Source organism: Stenotrophomonas sp. YJH_SMC_6, assembly GCF_059371335.1.
Genome location: NZ_JCAFUM010000015.1, coordinates 55,070 through 70,248, shown reverse-complemented (window position 1 = coordinate 70,248; position 15,179 = coordinate 55,070). Strand labels below are relative to the sequence as shown.

General features: G+C 63.5%; 16 protein-coding genes. All 16 read right to left on the bottom strand.

Annotated features, from left to right (window positions below; all coding sequences use genetic code 11):
• Window positions 1–2 precede the first annotated feature (2 nt).
• Window positions 3–419 carry a hypothetical protein gene (locus AC5P9N_RS17385; protein ID WP_053451668.1) on the bottom strand — a complete coding sequence of 139 codons (417 nt, stop codon included), beginning with the start codon at window positions 417–419 and terminating at the stop codon, window positions 3–5.
• Window positions 419–4,168, bottom strand: coding sequence for a Laminin subunit alpha-2 (locus AC5P9N_RS17380; protein WP_495223864.1), 3,750 nt, complete (start codon window positions 4,166–4,168; stop codon window positions 419–421). The genes AC5P9N_RS17385 and AC5P9N_RS17380 overlap by 1 nt, the downstream gene beginning before the upstream one ends.
• Entirely contained in the window at window positions 4,161–4,811 is a 651-nt protein-coding gene (locus AC5P9N_RS17375) for a hypothetical protein (protein WP_169448236.1), read from the bottom strand. The genes AC5P9N_RS17380 and AC5P9N_RS17375 overlap by 8 nt, the downstream gene beginning before the upstream one ends.
• 71 nt (window positions 4,812–4,882) lie before the next feature.
• Entirely contained in the window at window positions 4,883–5,683 is an 801-nt protein-coding gene (locus AC5P9N_RS17370) for a phage tail tube protein (RefSeq protein WP_495223863.1), read from the bottom strand.
• A 13-nt stretch (window positions 5,684–5,696) separates the two neighbouring features.
• The gene (locus tag AC5P9N_RS17365) at window positions 5,697–6,179 is read right to left on the bottom strand and encodes a hypothetical protein (protein WP_053451664.1); all 483 of its coding nucleotides are present in this window, start codon (window positions 6,177–6,179) and stop codon (window positions 5,697–5,699) included.
• Entirely contained in the window at window positions 6,172–6,516 is a 345-nt protein-coding gene (locus AC5P9N_RS17360) for a hypothetical protein (protein ID WP_053451663.1), read from the bottom strand. Before AC5P9N_RS17360 ends, AC5P9N_RS17365 begins: the two co-directional genes overlap by 8 nt.
• Window positions 6,513–7,004, bottom strand: a complete 492-nt coding sequence (locus AC5P9N_RS17355) for a lysis system spanin subunit (protein WP_495223862.1) — start codon at window positions 7,002–7,004, stop codon at window positions 6,513–6,515. The genes AC5P9N_RS17360 and AC5P9N_RS17355 overlap by 4 nt, the downstream gene beginning before the upstream one ends.
• The gene (locus AC5P9N_RS17350) at window positions 7,001–7,339 is read right to left on the bottom strand and encodes a hypothetical protein (RefSeq protein WP_169448234.1); all 339 of its coding nucleotides are present in this window, start codon (window positions 7,337–7,339) and stop codon (window positions 7,001–7,003) included. The genes AC5P9N_RS17355 and AC5P9N_RS17350 overlap by 4 nt, the downstream gene beginning before the upstream one ends.
• Entirely contained in the window at window positions 7,336–7,767 is a 432-nt protein-coding gene (locus AC5P9N_RS17345; RefSeq protein ID WP_169448233.1) for a structural protein P5, read from the bottom strand. Before AC5P9N_RS17345 ends, AC5P9N_RS17350 begins: the two co-directional genes overlap by 4 nt.
• 80 nt (window positions 7,768–7,847) lie before the next feature.
• Window positions 7,848–8,213: a capsid cement protein gene (locus AC5P9N_RS17340; protein ID WP_495223861.1), complete on the bottom strand. Its 366-nt coding sequence runs from the start codon at window positions 8,211–8,213 to the stop codon at window positions 7,848–7,850.
• Between the two features lie 22 nt (window positions 8,214–8,235).
• Complete coding sequence (locus AC5P9N_RS17335) at window positions 8,236–10,212, bottom strand: prohead protease/major capsid protein fusion protein (RefSeq protein WP_495223860.1); 1,977 nt, start codon at window positions 10,210–10,212, stop codon at window positions 8,236–8,238.
• A 2-nt stretch (window positions 10,213–10,214) separates the two neighbouring features.
• Window positions 10,215–11,705, bottom strand: a complete 1,491-nt coding sequence (locus tag AC5P9N_RS17330) for a phage portal protein (RefSeq protein ID WP_154348799.1) — start codon at window positions 11,703–11,705, stop codon at window positions 10,215–10,217.
• A 1-nt stretch (window position 11,706) separates the two neighbouring features.
• Entirely contained in the window at window positions 11,707–11,922 is a 216-nt protein-coding gene (locus AC5P9N_RS17325; protein ID WP_053451656.1) for a phage head-tail joining protein, read from the bottom strand.
• 79 nt (window positions 11,923–12,001) lie between these two features.
• Window positions 12,002–12,319, bottom strand: coding sequence for a helix-turn-helix domain-containing protein (locus AC5P9N_RS17320; protein ID WP_199157845.1), 318 nt, complete (start codon window positions 12,317–12,319; stop codon window positions 12,002–12,004).
• Entirely contained in the window at window positions 12,316–14,241 is a 1,926-nt protein-coding gene (locus tag AC5P9N_RS17315; protein ID WP_495223859.1) for a phage terminase large subunit family protein, read from the bottom strand. Before AC5P9N_RS17315 ends, AC5P9N_RS17320 begins: the two co-directional genes overlap by 4 nt.
• Complete coding sequence (locus tag AC5P9N_RS17310; RefSeq protein WP_495223858.1) at window positions 14,238–14,882, bottom strand: hypothetical protein; 645 nt, start codon at window positions 14,880–14,882, stop codon at window positions 14,238–14,240. Before AC5P9N_RS17310 ends, AC5P9N_RS17315 begins: the two co-directional genes overlap by 4 nt.
• Window positions 14,883–15,179: the final 297 nt, after the last annotated feature.

The window sequence follows — 15,179 nt, the reverse complement described above, 5'->3', positions numbered from 1 at the left end:
AGTTACACCGTCATGAGGCGAAGAGTGATTGAGAAAAGATCCGAATCCAGCGCGGGAACAGCGAATCGAGTGGGCTCGACCTCGATAGCTGGCCCATCGACACGGCGCCACCGAACCTGGAAAGTGCGATCGCCGCCGTTATGGGCAGGCATGACCAACTCCAGAGGCGACAGGCGCGCCTCGCTCTCACTGGCCTGAAGTGCGCGGACGATGGGCAAGGCAACCACACCGACGTACGCAGTGCCGTCGCGGGTTGTCTGCAGCGTGATGGGGCGACCGGCCTGCCGCGCGGACTCCTGCACGATCATTGCCCCATTGAGGCTGTTTCGAACCTGCTGCCCCACCCTCCATGCTGTGAACTCATCGGTCCACTGGAGATCGGCCGGCAGCTCAATCCCGGCGAGCAGAATGCGGGTCATCAGCGCCGCCCCCTGACCGAAACCGAGCGGCTTTTCTGGACAGCAGTCAGCACCATCGGCGTCACCAAGTTCGCGATCCTCTGGGCCTGCTGGAGCTCTTGGGCGGTCGCCCCGGCCACCACTTCTTTGCTGGGCACTTTCCAGTCGATGATCAGCACTTGTTCCTTGTCGGCGCCTGCCTGTATCCGCCCCGCATCGAGCTTCGCCTGCGCATCTGCCTCGGCCTGAGCGGCCCTGCGCCGCTCCTTCATCGCATCAGCGGCCGCACGATCCTGCTCGGCACGCTTTCTTTGCACCTGGGCTTCCAGCGCCGCGACCTCGGCAACCTCCTGTTTGCCGAGGAAGTCGTACTGATACTCCAATCGGCTCTTTGCGGAGGAGGCAAACTCGTCCTCGGTCTCCGCCAATCCCTGAAGCTCTTTCTTGTACGCCGCCAACTGCTTGCGCTGGGCGGTGACCTTATTCAGGGCATTCGCAAACTGTTGAAGCGGATTCGGACCACTCAGGTTGCGCATCGCCTTGAGCGCTGCATCGGAAACCTCGCCGATGCTGAACGCCATGCTCTGGGCCGCCTTCCCAGCGCTGCCCATCTGCTGTCCAGACTTCTCCGCTCGATTGCCGAGGTTCTCCATCTGATTGCCAGCTTGGGACGTTTCCTGAGCCAACTGCCCCACGGCCTGCTTACCTTCCTGTGCGCCGGCCTGGACCTGCTGCATTGCAGACTTTCCGCTTCCGCCCATCTCCTTCAGGTGCTGCCCGGTCTGAAGGATCTTCCCCTGCACCTCGAGCTGTGACTCCACCTGACCCCGGCGCCAGCTATCACTATCGGCCACCGCTGCGCGAGCAGTGCTCGCATAGGCCTCGAATGCTCGGCGGACGTCCTCAATGCTGGCCTTGCCCTGCGAAGCGCCCCGTTGGATCGCCTCAAACGCTGCCTTCGCAGAATCACGGGCATTGTTCAGGGATTCTTGCGACTGAATGCCGAGGCGGGCGAACTCATCGGCCAGAGGGTTCACCGATGCCTGGATGTCACGAATTCGGGCGTTGAGTGCCGCAGCAGAACGCGCCGCCGCGTCGAACCCGATCTTGCCCTGCGTTCCCGCTGCTTCTAGCAGGGCGCCCAAGGCCCTCGCCTCGTCCAGCGTAGCGACCTTCCCAAGGGCTGCCTTGAACGCCTCTTCGATCTGAACACCAGTCGCAACAGCGCTCTCGGTTACGGCACCGAACGCGGCGATCGCGTCCCGGCCGGCTCCGGTGAACTGCACACCCAATCTGGATGCGGAGACGCCCAGCTTCTCCATCGCGGCAAGCAACGTCGTCTGCAGGACTGCGGCTGCATTGGCAGCACCTTGAGGCAGCGCCTCAAATGCCGCCTGGGATGCAGCCTGAAACCTTGCCAACTCCTCACCGGAGAGCTTCCGCAGTGATTCCAGGAGCCCATCCCGAACATTGCGCTCCGCAGCAGCGCCCTGCGACGCCACATACCCCAGCGCCGTGCCAACGGCGGCCAAGCTACCCGTGTCAGCAAAATTGAGCCCCGCCATCATCTTGCTGATCGAATCGGTGGCGAGGCGCGCATTGCTCTGCACGCCCTGAAGCTGTTCGACCACCAGCTGTGCCGCGCCCCCGATACCACTCTTCATGGCATCCGCAGCGATGTTCACCGCCTTGGAGAGTCCTGCGTACCCCGTAGACACGGCCAGCAGCTGCTGCGTCACAAGGCCAAGTTCCTGCAGTTGAGCGGCCGTAGCAACGCCCGCCTTTTGCTGCATCAGCAGGAATCCCTCTTGGGCTGTCAGGTACTGCTCAAGCCCTGCCAGGCGCTGTGCATAGGCTTCCCGCTCAGCCTGCCCCATTCGAGCGACTTCCTCAGTGGTCTTAACCACCACGTCGCGGTACTCAATGAACGAGACGGCCTGGCGGCGAAGCTCCAATGCGGAGTCCCGAACCTGGCTGATGTACGCACGCTGTGCCTCGCCGGCTCGCTTCAGGGCAGGATCGTGCTGCTTCCAGATGTCCTGAGCAACAGTCTTGAGCACGCCAAGGCCACCCATCGCGGCCTCCAGCCCCAGCACCGATACCGCGATAGGAACCGCCTTCGGTAGGCCCCTGAGCAACAGCCCAAAGCGCCCGATGCCAGAACTGCCGGCGGCAACTGCAGCGTTGTTTGCCAGCTGCGCGCGCGTGGTCGCAAGCAACGCCGCCCTCCACGCGTTCAGCTGAAGCAGCGCGCCTACGACCTTGAACTGGGCGTAGGCCGCAGCCATGAGGCCAATTACACGCGCATGGTCAGCCACCCATCGCGTAGCCCCCTTGACCACCTCCGCCATCCCGATAATGGCCTGCGAGGTCTGCTTGGCCCAGCGGGTAAGGCTCCCATCCTGCGCCAAACGATCCAGCGTCGCCAGAAGTGTCGTCAGCTGATCCTTGAAGTAGGCAAGCACGCCCTGGTCCGCGACCTCCTGCTTCCAGTCCTTGAAGCGATCGGTGGCCTCCTTCCAGAGGCCCGCGATCGTTCCGACCTTGGCTGCCGCCGCTGCGCCACCGTAGGACTCGGTGAGAAGGTCGAGAATGATGGTTTGCGCCTCTGCAACGCGACCGGTTGCCTCGAGGTTCTTGATCAACTCCTTCTGGCTGTCGGACAGGGTGAAGCCTTGCTTGCTAAGACTCTCCATCGCCTTCGATGGCGTCTGCAGCGCCTTGCCTACGATCTCCGCCGACGACTCCAGTGACAAGCCAAGACGTTGTGCCTGGTCAATGGTGATCTGCATCGCGGCGGGGAACTGATCGCCGACGATGTTGGTATAGGACAACATGCGCACCATCGCGCTGTTGACCTGCCCTCCGTCGAAAAGGCCAGTCTGCAGTTGCTTACCAAGCTGAAGCAGCTTTTCAGCAGTGAACTCACTGCTACGACCAGCTGCCTGGATGGCGGCATCGAGCTGGTTGACCTCCTGCTCCGCGTCACTTCCTTCCTTGATGATCGACTTGATGCCGTCAACCACTCGGTTCAAGCCGACGAACGCGATCGCGCCGGCGGCAAGGCCCTTCAGCTTACCCAGCCAGCCTGCCGCGCCTTCGGTCGCACCGGCCAGGTTTGCGCTCCCAGCAGCAGCATCGTCAGCACGCTCGCGGTACTCCGCCAGAGCCCTCTGCGCTGCGCGAGTCGTCTCCGCTTGCTTGCGCATCGCGGCGTCGCCTTCCGCGAGTTGCTGCGTGCGACGGCGGTTGGCGGTCGCCTCATCGCTGACTGCCTTTGCCTGCGCGCTCAGCGCCGCTGTGGTCCGCGCTGCCTCAGACCGCAGGCGCTGCTGGCTGCCGGCCAGGTCGGCTGTACTGACCCCCAGCGCCGCCAACTCCGAATCTGCCTTGCTAACTTCGGCCCACTGCTCGTTCAGCGCCCTCTTCAGGCGCTCCCCTTCCTTGCGCAGATCGCGCTGTGACGCCAACACCTCGCGCGACGGCTTCTCCATCTCACCGATGCTGAGGCTCAGCTCAAGCGCCGCCCGCTGGTTGGCGTTGAACTCCCGCTCCAGCTCGCCCAACTGGTCCAGCATCGCCTCGAATGCGTCGGCCTTTGCCGCCGCTGAGGTCAAGCCCGTCAGAGAATCGAGCAGCTTAGAAGTCTTTCCCGCCGTCTCGACCGAGACATCACCCAGCTCGCCAAATGCCGAGCGCAGGTCATCCACACCTTCGCGCCCCTGGGTTTCAATGACAACCCTGATTGCTTCTTCCAGCCGGTCAGCCATTGCTCTTTCCATTGACGCGCCACTGGCGGCGCAACTCAGTCAGGTACGTGGTATGAAAACGTTCGATCAAGCGTCTGCGCGCTGCGAGAGCCCGGCTGTTGCCGTCAGCGCCTGAGAGCATCTCGAAGGGGCTTGGGCCCCGAAGAATCCGAACAGGGCCTCGCCCCGCCCGCCTTTGGGTCGCACGGTCCCAACTTCGCACTCGAATGGCCCTTCGGCCCTTGATTGTGGCGATGAACGCTCCGTCATAAGTTCTGGTCTCGCCGAGACCGATGCTGGCCGTTGCGCCGACCGATCGCCTGCCAGCCCAACGGCCACCGAATTCGAGAAGCGAGATTTGCCGGGTGCTCGCCCAGATCGAAAGGAAGTCATCCCTACCGCGCTTGCCCGTCGAGTAGCCGCGCTCACCGGTCTCCACGCGGTACTTCCCCCTCAGCGCGGCCGCGCGGATGTTGTAGGACCCCCGCACCTCTTGCGTGGTCGCAGGGCCTGCCCGTCGCTGCAGGCCGATGAAGGCCCTTTGCACTGACAGGTCGTAGCGGTTGAGAACGTCGCCAGCAAGATTGGTCAAGCCATGGAGGCCCTTCGCACGGCGCCCGCTGACGAAAAACTTGAGCAGGTTGTTGTTGCGATTGGACGCCATGGCACCCTTCCTGGTTCGAATCCGGAGGGCGCCGTACTGGCGCCCTCCTCATGCTGAAGTCAACCCGGCGATCAGCCGGCTGCCAGCGCCGCGATCTTGAAGGTGTACAGGTCGATCTCGCCGGCCTGGAAGATCACCGGGCCGGTCAGGGTCACCTGGATTGGCTCATCACTGAACCAGTCCACGTCACCGTCCACGGTCAGGTCGACGTTCGGGATGGTCAGCAGACCCTCGTCACCGCTGATGCGGTCCTGCATGTCGCCCAGGATCTGGAAGGATTTGCTCGGCGTGGTGCCGCCGCTGATGGCGGTTTCCAGGTACGCGTCGTACTTGTAGTTCGCCACAACGGTATCGCCCGCTTGCAACTGGCCGCCGAACTTCGGAATCAGCAGGCCGTGCGCCGGATCGAGGGTGTAATCGGTGCCCTTGACCAGGTCGATGGCCCCCTTCTTGAAAGTCGGCTCGGTGTCGGCCAGAAGGAAGTTGTGCGGCAGCTTCACCGGCGTGTCCACGCTACCCACGGCCACGGAAACGTCGGCGGCGGTGCCGGCCGCAACCTGGGTGGCCACCAACGTGCCGTACAACATGCGGGCCAGGATGGCCGGCGGCACTTCCAACGCGGTGATCGAAACGCTGGTGACGCCGGGGTTGGAATCCTTGTGGATGATCTGCTGATAGCGCGCATCACGGCGCTTGCTCTTGATCTCCACCGAGTCGCCAGCTTCATAGCTGAACGTCAACGACGACTGCTCCAGGGGCTGATTGCCGAACTTGTCAGTGGGCTCGGGGATGACGGGAATCCTGGCGCCGTTCGCGCCGTGCTCCCAGAAGCGCAGATCGCCTGCGAATTTACGGACCTTGGGCTGTGCCATGGTGGTGCTTCTCCTACGGGTTGGGGACGGGCTCAAAGGTCTCGGTCAGACCAGCCCGCGCGGTGATCTGAGCGACGACAGCGGAATGCCCTGCGTCGTCTTCCAGGGATGCCATCTGGGTTTCAAGCAGATCGAAACTGGTAATGCCCTTGGGCAGCGTCTTCACGTTGAACGTAAGCGCGCGGATCAAGTCGTGCCTGGCACGGTGCACTAGCAGCCGCGGATTCGCGAGGTTGCTGGTACGCGGGACTTCGAACTCGATGGTGATCGCGGCATCCGAGGTAACCTGCGCGCTTCCCCCACCACTTCGCGACAGTTGCCTGACAGAGATCAATGTGGCCGGGCCCTCGAAGTCTTCATCAACTTCGCTGTCGTCAACGACGATCAAGCCGGTGCCGATGTCGGTGCGGAAGCCAGCACTCTCCCGGATCAGCTCCACGCGGCCGCGCAGGAACTCGACCAGCTGCCAGGACAGCGGCTCGGCCAGGTCAACCACGGTTCACCAGCCACCGGCTGCGGGAGCCGTCGTCGCTGAGCTTCTTGCTGTTCACGAACACCTCCACGCCAAGCCCGCTCCCTGCTACTCCCACTTCCAGGCGGTCGCCCTGCTCTGGCTCAACGTCAGCACGCAGGTAAGCGATCTCGACCCGCCCGGCAACGAACTGACGAAGCTCTCCGATGGTCTCAACGTCACGGGCGATGTAGACGCGGACGTTTGCCGTCACCGCACCGTCCTTCTTCGCTGTATGCGTACCAATCGATGCCATGCCGGCAACGGCGAAAGCTGCATGCAGGGAAGCATCCAGATCCCGCAGGAACTCGACTTCGCTCACTTTGAACCTCCCGTGCAGAGCAGCGCGTATGCCTGCAGCGCCCTCACCTGTGCGTCGCACTGGGCTGCGGCGCCAATAGCTCTGCCCGCACTCTCAATTCGGTCGTCGGCTCGACCATCAGGCTGGCTGGCGGCAGCGGCGGCTGCGGACAGCTCGGCGGTGGCGACGACCGCTTGCCAGCGCTGGTGCAAGCGCTGATTGCCAGCGCGGAGGTCAGCGACAAGGCGATCAGAGTCTTTCTGTGCATCGTCCTTTTCCTTTTCGTATGTGGCAGCCAGGCGATTGGCTGCTTGAGCACTTGCACGCTCCAGCGCCAGCACAGCGTTTGCATCAGCCAGTGCTGCCGCAGCGGCGTCAAGCTCATCACGAGCTTTGTCTCGGGCAGCCGAGGCGATATCGGCAGCTCGGTGCGCTTGGGCAACCGAACCCCTTTGCCAGATGACCAGGGCACTCAAGCCAAGCAGCAGCGCCAGAATCACCCGATTCATGACACAGGCTCCTCGACAGGCGGGACGACTACTCCCAACTGCTTCAGAGCTGACTCCAGCGAGATGACGCGAAGCCTCAACCGATGAGCGTCCTCCTGCGCCTTCATGCGCAAGCGAACCTCCTCGTTGTACTGCTTCACCACCTCCGCCTGGGAGGTCTCCAGGGACTTCACCCGCTCAACGAGCCCGTTGAGCAGATCCACATTGGCATCGGTTTCGGTGCGCTCTTTCCGGCGCGCCAGAATGGCGCCCCACGTCTCCCTGAGCAGCCACAGCGCGACTGCGCTGGCAGCCAGCCACCAAGGAGCGCCGTTTCCTTCGACTCCCCCGATCACTTGAGCGCCTCGGCGATGCCTGCCGCAACCACGTCATTGTTCCAGTACATGCCACCGTTCTCATGCTTTGCGATGGCGGTCGCGAGGCGCCCCAATGTCACCGGATTGTCCAGGCGAATGACTTCGGACGGCGACACACCTACTGCAGTGGCAACCTGCTGGACGTAGGCACCGGTGTCGTTCTCCACAGGGGGGGCCCAGCGACCGATGATCTCCTTCACCGTGCGCAGGCCGTGCTTGCGCTGGTAGGTCAGAAGGGTCTTCCCCAAAGCACGGAACCCGGCCTGCGGAGTCAGGAACACGCAGAAGCGCTGCTCGCGGGCGATAGCGGCGACGGAACGATCCTCACCTTGCCACGGCGTGCTGGTACGGTCGATGTTGCCAGGATTGTTGTTGCGTACGCCGCGCGGCGTGCTGGTGGTGACCATGCGATTCCCCGTTGTCGCTGTGGAAGAACCGGCACCGCTCTCGCCTCCTTGGCATTTCTGAGCGGTGCCGGTCTGTTCGGTTACGCCTTTGTGGCGTTGCCCGGCGAGAGCCGCACCTCGGCCGTCGCCTGACCGGCGGAGCCGGCAGCCCAGGCAAACGCCGCACCAGTGATGTCGCCGGAAGCAGCTGTCGCAGCGCTTCCGTCGAATGCCTTGGCGCTTGCGCTCCACAAGAGTTTTTCACCCTGTTCGAAGACTGCCGTCTGCACCTTCGGCAACGTGAACACGCCGCCCAGGGCCACGCTACCGGTTGCACCGACCGCGATGTTGACCAGGGCAACCCCCAGCTGATGACCGACGACAACCGCCTGACCCGATGCAACCTGCTGTTCGGTGGTGTTGGTCCAGGGGATCACGTCCCCATCGGATACGAAGTTCTGTGCCATGTCTCAGTGCTCCAGTTGGGGATCAGCCGCAGCGCTGCACGCCGCGATAGTCGAGGGCAGCGATGCCGAAGTCGAGGCGAGCCTTCCAGCGCACACCGTCGACGGTGAATCCTTCCTCGTAGTCCAGGAAGGGCTCGGTGATCCCATCGAGGAATGCGACCTCGATGGCCGGGCAGTCGTTCGGATCGGCGAACAGGTACCACTTGTCGTCCTTGATGCGCGCGGTGTCGACGATGTCGCGGAAGAGACCCTGCACCGCGTTCGGGCGCTGGAGCTTCCCCTCAGCGTCAGGGTCGTACTCGGCCTTGTTGGTGACACGCGCGGCACTGCCGTACCTGGTCGGACCGAGCCAGAGTGCCGGCGACAGATCCAGCACATCATTCCCGCCCACGTCCTTCTGCTGGGCCAGTTGGACGCGCATCGCGTCGACCGAGGCGACGCTCGGCACTGCTGCCGCCAGGATGTTGCCGTGGTCGGCGTGGAACAGCGTCTTGTTGGAATCGAGCTTCGGATTGCTGGCGAGGAACGCATACGCGTCGGCCTCAATGGTCCGCTTTGCGGCCCGACCGAAGGCGGTCGCCAAGCCGAGGAACGCACCCAGGTCGTCGTTGATGATCGCCTGACGCGTCAGGTTGATGGTGTTGCCCTTAGTGCCAGCGGTGATCGTTGCTTTCTCGCCGTCCGGGATCTTCTTGTTCTTGAACTCGCCAGACTCGGTCAGCTTGTCCAGGTTGCCAATGCTGCCCACGCGATAGCGCGAATGCTCGCGGAAATCACTGACGGTGCCGGTGACGCACCAGCGGGACCAGGTGTCCGGCGCAACCGCGTAGGCCGCCTGCAGCGCCTTGTGCATCGTGCTTTCGAGCAGCACCGGGAAGTCACTACCGCTCTGCGTGAACGCGCGGCCGACCAGCTCCAGTTTCGCCATGCCATCGGTGCGTACACCGCAGTGCTCCAGGCTACGACGAGCCAGGTCCATCAGGGTCAGGCCGCGCACTGGATTGTCACCGGTGAGCGCGAAGATCCGCTTGGTTGCGGGATCGATAACCTGGGCTCGGTGCAGCAGCGCGTGCGTCACAGCGGAGCGCTGCAGATCCTGCTCGTCCTCGGTGACGCTGATGCGGTTGATGTTGCCGCCAGCAGCAGCGTCGCGCTGCTCCAACGTGGTCAAGATCAGGCCACGCACGTGGTCGACCGAGTGACCAGCGCGAATCCAGCCAGCTGCATGCTCGCTCTGGCCGTGGCGGGTTGCCAGCTCCACGATGTCGGCTGCGCGCGTGTCACCTTCCGGAGCCTGAGCTGCGGCCGGCGCTACCGGAGCCGGGGTGTTGTTGATGGGTTCCTGCTGGACCGCCGATTCGGCGGCGCGGGCGGCGGGCTGAGGCATGGTGTGCTCCTGCGACGATGCGCTACGGGTGAATACACAGGGGGTCCCCTGTGCGGTTTGATTGCTGCGGGTACCTGCTGCCGGGTCGGCCGGCACAGTGACGAAGCTGATCTCGCTCGGCGTCCACTCCACTGCGCGGTAGATCGGCAAATCACCGGGGTTGACCGCGCGCTCGATCTCATAGCGCTGCACGGTGTAACCAACCGAGATATTGCGAATGATTCCTGCACCGATATCGGCGATTACGCCGGCCAACTCCTCGCGACCGGAGAGACGGATAAGGGCGTGGCCTGCACCATTGGAGAGCCAGGCGCGATCAACCACTCCCATCTGTGAGCCGATGCCCCAGGTGTTATGGCTGTCCAGGACCGGTGCAGCGCCAGACGACAGACGTTCCATGTTGCAGGCAGCCTCATCAACGACCAGCTCCTCCCAGTAGTACGTGTCGTTCCACCAGTCATAGCGGCGCACCCGGGTACCGGCGGTCCACTGGAGTTCGATCGTGCGTGCCTCGCTATCGAAGCTGGTCGGCTGCAACTCGGCCTCACGCAACTGCGGGGGCATGAGGCGTGTCGTACCGTCCTGCGTCAAAGCCTGGATTGGCTGGGGCATGGTCATTCCTCGTTGGTTGTTGAGGCGTCGACCAGGCCGGTCCGGGCGCCACTGGATTGAAGGAAAGTCATCAGACCGAGGGCGCCGGTCTCTTTCATCCGCTTGAAGTCCTTGCCCATCTCGACATAGACCGCATCCGGGTCGTAGCCACGCCGACGCAGCGCTTCACTGGGTGAGTTGAGACCGGCGCCCATCGCTGCGATTTCCGACTCGATGTCCTGCTTGGGGTTGACGTAGTCCCAGCGGGGCGTGCTCCAGTCGGCAGTGCTTCCCGTGGAACGCACCCCACCGCCAAGCGCAGCTGCTTCGTCAAACCAGCGCCAGATTGGCTTACACATCTGCGGGACTAGCACCAGCCACTGCATCTGCTCGCAATCACGACGGAACTCCATCTGCCGGATGCGGGCACTGGAGAAGTTCACCTCACGCATATCACCGGTGGCCGACTCGTACGGGACACCGATGCCGGCAGTAATGATGTGCGCGTTAAACTTGCAATATTCGACGTAGCCCCCTGCCGGCTTTGGCTCGACAGTCTGGAAGGCTGTTGCACCAGTGATGTGGGTGACGCCACCGCTGGGCAGTGGCCCAAGGTCGGTGACCTGGTCGCGATCTGAGCCGAGCTGCGAAGGGCCGTCATCGTCCGCGTTGGACATCGAGTCGATGTCGCCACTAACGATCACACCAAGCCGCGCTTCCAGATTCTTCCGCGCCAGCTCGGCGTCTTCGTACAGCATCAGGTCGCGCACTCGCGCGATCACCGGGGCGAAGCGCGTAATGCCGCGTCCCTGCCCGGGGCGGACGGGGTTGTAGAGGTGGATGATGTCGGATGCCGGCACCAACGAACTGCTCAAGCGTACAGAGCCACGCACAGCCTCACCGGGATGCGCTCCGAACAACCAGTAGCCGCGAATCCGACCGATCGCGTCGTACTCAATGCCGTTGATGATCTGACCACCGCCCGACGCAGACCCGTTCTTGTTCCCGTCCAGCCAGTCGATCTCCAGTACCTGAAGCTGCAGCGGGACTGCCAGACCGTCCGACTGACGCCTGGTGCGGCGGCGAATCATGACCTCACCGTCCTGCTCCATCGCGCGATACGCGGTAGCCATGAGGCCGTAGATGTCCGACTTTCCATCAGCGTCCGCCACATCAGCCCAGCGGCCCCACAGGATGTCCAGCGCGGAAGCGTTTGGGCCTTCGGCCTTGGGAGTAATGCCGGTCCCGATCGTTGCGCTCACCAGCACCTGGAGGGACCGCGCGCAGTACGGAACGTTCTGCACCAGCGCCCGAGCGCGGTTGCGCAGCTCGCGGGCGTCTGCCAGGTGATCGGTGTTCGCGCTGGCCCCCGCCCTACGAACACGCCAACCGTCAGTGCGCGAGGCGCCCTCGTAGGCACGCACCGCATCCAGCGTTGCCCTGGCGCGGTGACGCTTCAGGGCTGCCTGCGGAGAAATGGCGCCGATGACCCTGTCCAGCAGCGAGGCCGCCATGTCAGAAGCCCCTCAGCGTCGTGAAGCGGTAGCGGCGTGTGGCCGACTTCCGTCGGCCAGCCGTCGTGACGGCAACCTCAGCTTCCATGCGGTCCAATGCCGTCAACATGGCTTCGACGGACTGATACGTGATCTGACGATCACCATGCCGAACGGACAACTGACCGCTGGCGATGGCGGCCTTCAGCCTCTGCACATCGTCTTTGGTCCAGCTCATCAGTGAGGCATCCGCGAAATCATGGATGCCAGTTTCCTGATCAAGTGCGGGTGAGTCTCGGGGAACTCACCCGCACCCCCTACTCATTGGCGCAAGGCTCATCAAGCAAGCGGTACAGCGTCCGTCTGTCAATCCTGAACCTCCTGCACAGCGACCGTACAGACTCCTGTTCCTGCATCCCTTTTCGGATCTCATCCACAGGGTAGGCACTGATCTGCATGCTGGCAGGGATGTACAGGTCTTGTGCTGGGTACTCCTCGACAAGGTAGGCCACCACGGCCTCCACTACGCTGCGTATATCGTCGCTGTCACATCGCAGGCGCAGCGCGGCGCCGACCGCGAGCTCCTCCGTCAGCTCACTGATTCGTACCTTGTTTCGGACCGTGTTCCTGCTCACCACTGCCTCCCCGTGCTGCGAGGCTGCGCGGGACGTTGCCGGCGAGGCAAGCTCGATGTTTCACGGGAATCGGCACGCGCGGCGTCGTCAGTCACTTCGGGGGGCGTTTCGCGTGGAACGTTCACGCTAGAAGGGCCGGCGAGCCTCTGTTCCAGCAAATCCCAATCCGCACGCGTGAAGCGGTTGATTCGAACCTCTGGGTGATGGGTCGCAGCGTAGGCATAGACCCATGTGTCCAAAGGCTCATTTCTAGTCACTTTCTTCTCAAAGCGATTCTTCACAGGGTTGTAGACCTCAGACACCAGGCCCGGGAAGAACTCTTCCGGCAACTGGTCGCTGAGGTGGACCATCCGATTCTCGGGCTTGCGCTCTGCATCAGCCGAGAGGCGGCTGTAGAGGTAGTGCTTGGCCGCAACGGTACCCACGTGGTTGATGGTGATGCCGCGCTTGTCAGTCTTGCCCTTCCAGGTGACGTCAGCCAGCTTGCCCTTGGACAGCACGGGAGCGTTGTTGGGTACAGCACCAAAGATGCACATTGGTCGGGTGATGCGCCGCTGACGGACGTAGTTCTTGACGGCCTCGGTGCGGTGGCCACCAGCGTCGATGGCCACTGCCATCGGCCGGAGCAGCGCGCCATCTTCGCGCTCGATTGCGCGGTTGAGCAAATCCGTCAGGGCTACCCACACCGCTTCCTCGGCTGGATCGCCCTGCAGCTCCACATAGTCCAACGTCCATGCGGTCATACCCCGTCCCCAGCCGACGACGTGAACAGCAAGACGGTTGTCCTGCGTATCGACACCTACGGTGATAGCCAGCACACCTTGCGGAGCCGAGCGAAGCGCATAGGGCTCGGCACGATCTTTGATGACGTTGTGCTTCACTGCCCGCATTGCAGGGTCTTCCCACGTCTCGGCCAGGCGATCATTGACGAAGGTCTTTAGGGAAGCTGGATCGCCCTGCGCCTCCAGCCATTCCTTCACCAGGTCCAACCAGCGCGGCCCCAGGCCGAACTGGTAGTAGAGGCAGTTGATGGTGTAGCCGCGAATGGGCGAGTCAGGATTGGCCGGGACCCAGCGCCCGTTGGCGATCATCTCGGTCTTGAAGTGTTCCTCGATGGCGACGCCGCACTCGCAGCACGCATACCATGCGTGGCTCTTGTCGGGCGACCACACCAGGCCACTCCACTGCAGCGCCTGAAAATGGCCGCAGTGGGGGCACGGCACGTGATACCGGCGCTGATCGCTCTTGTCGTACAGCTTGGCAATGCGGCTGAGCCCGGCGATGCCAGGCGTGCTGATGTACTGCCGCTTGTAGGTCGTCGGGAAGGACGACGTGCGGCCGTCCAGCATCTTCACAGGATCGTCGCCCGTGGAGAGCTGCTGCGGCGCCTCATCGATCTCATCCACCTGCAGGTACTTCACCGTCGATGACTTCAGGCGCTGCGGGCTACCCATGTGCTCCACGAACAGCTGGCCGCCTGCGAAGTCCTTGAACGTGCGCTGGTTGGCGCTGTCGCGGCTGGCAGTGCTGGTCAGTGCCTTCTTGACCGCTGCGCACACCTCGATCATCGGGTTGAGTTTCTGGGCGATCCACTTGTTCATGGACACCTCACCCGGTAGCGCGTACATCATCGGGCCTGGCGCATAGTCCATCCAGTAGGCCATGGCATTAGTCGCCAGCTGGCTCTTGCCGAACTGGATCGGGAACATGCAGACCTGGTCATGTACCGGGCTGCGGGCGGACATGTTGTCCATCGGCTCCCGCAGCGGCGGATTCCGATCCGTCACCCACCGGCCAGGCTTGCTGCCGCTCTTGGTGGACAACCGCATGTGCTCATCGCACCACTGAGACACGCTCATCGGCCGCCGCGGCTGCAGCGAGCGCGCCAGCACCGACGCCAGGCAGCTCTGTGCCTCCATCATTCCGCAGCCTCCGCCGCCTTGGCCGCCAGCGTTCGGAAGCCCTGGCTCAGCTCCTCCAAGGCATGGCTCACCTCATCCCAGACCAGGCGCCGGCAACCGGCCTCATCCAGCGTTGCCGCGAGCTGTGGCGCCAGCGTGTCGGCCAGACGTTCCATCGCACCCCGGAACGTCGTTGCATGCTCAGCGAGGAAAGCCTCCACGTCTGCGCGGGGCAGCAGCAGCCCCAGCTCCTTCTGCAGCGCGATGTGGGCCATGTGCGCGTCGGTCTCGGCCTTGTCAGCCAGCGCCTTGGCCTTGCGCGCGGAATCCGGTGTTTGTGGGCGGCCGGGGCGCGGTGGCCTGGCATCGTCGTCGTCACCGTCCTCTTCATCGTCGTCGATGTCGGCGTCGAGGGCATTTGCACCCTCCATGCTCCCCACCAGCGAGCTGCCACGCTCATCTGCGTGGCGCTGGGCTACGCCGGCATAGACCGGATCAGCGGTGCGAGCGTAGAGCTCCAGGGAGGCGTTCTTCAGGAATCCCTTCCCGCCAGCACCCACCACCACCCTTCCCTTCTTCCTGAGCTCGACCACGTAGGACGGCTTGCAGCCGATCAGGGAGGCCAGCTCTTTCCCAGTGATCGTCACGTCATCCTCAGCCATTGCTACCCCCTACTCCATTTCCTTCGAAGACCGCTAAAACGGAAAATTGCGCGCGCACGAGCATGTGCGGGCTGTGCGGCGGCGTGTGCGGGACACGACGAACGCCAGATTGCTGTGACACAAGGCGTGTGCGGCGTGTGCGGGATGTGCGGCCACCTACATACGCACGCGAGGCGCATCCTGATGTGGCAGTTGGATACCCGTTCGCGCCCGCGCACGCCCATGTAGGCCGATGCCCGCACGTCCCGCACGCGCATACTGCTGCAAGCGATTCACAGCAATTCAGTGCCCGCACAT

What these genes read in the sequence shown, in the direction of transcription:
- AC5P9N_RS17385 (WP_053451668.1), bottom strand. Translation starts at nt 419, where the DNA reads ATGACCCGCATTCTGCTCGCCGGGATTGAGCTGCCGGCCGATCTCCAG.
- AC5P9N_RS17380 (WP_495223864.1), bottom strand. Translation starts at nt 4,168, where the DNA reads ATGGCTGACCGGCTGGAAGAAGCAATCAGGGTTGTCATTGAAACCCAG.
- AC5P9N_RS17355 (WP_495223862.1), bottom strand. Translation starts at nt 7,004, where the DNA reads ATGAATCGGGTGATTCTGGCGCTGCTGCTTGGCTTGAGTGCCCTGGTC.
- AC5P9N_RS17375 (WP_169448236.1), bottom strand. Translation starts at nt 4,811, where the DNA reads ATGGCGTCCAATCGCAACAACAACCTGCTCAAGTTTTTCGTCAGCGGG.
- AC5P9N_RS17330 (WP_154348799.1), bottom strand. Translation starts at nt 11,705, where the DNA reads ATGGCGGCCTCGCTGCTGGACAGGGTCATCGGCGCCATTTCTCCGCAG.
- AC5P9N_RS17345 (WP_169448233.1), bottom strand. Translation starts at nt 7,767, where the DNA reads ATGGTCACCACCAGCACGCCGCGCGGCGTACGCAACAACAATCCTGGC.
- AC5P9N_RS17310 (WP_495223858.1), bottom strand. Translation starts at nt 14,882, where the DNA reads ATGGCTGAGGATGACGTGACGATCACTGGGAAAGAGCTGGCCTCCCTG.
- AC5P9N_RS17315 (WP_495223859.1), bottom strand. Translation starts at nt 14,241, where the DNA reads ATGATGGAGGCACAGAGCTGCCTGGCGTCGGTGCTGGCGCGCTCGCTG.
- AC5P9N_RS17370 (WP_495223863.1), bottom strand. Translation starts at nt 5,683, where the DNA reads ATGGCACAGCCCAAGGTCCGTAAATTCGCAGGCGATCTGCGCTTCTGG.
- AC5P9N_RS17325 (WP_053451656.1), bottom strand. Translation starts at nt 11,922, where the DNA reads ATGAGCTGGACCAAAGACGATGTGCAGAGGCTGAAGGCCGCCATCGCC.
- AC5P9N_RS17335 (WP_495223860.1), bottom strand. Translation starts at nt 10,212, where the DNA reads ATGCCCCAGCCAATCCAGGCTTTGACGCAGGACGGTACGACACGCCTC.
- AC5P9N_RS17340 (WP_495223861.1), bottom strand. Translation starts at nt 8,213, where the DNA reads ATGGCACAGAACTTCGTATCCGATGGGGACGTGATCCCCTGGACCAAC.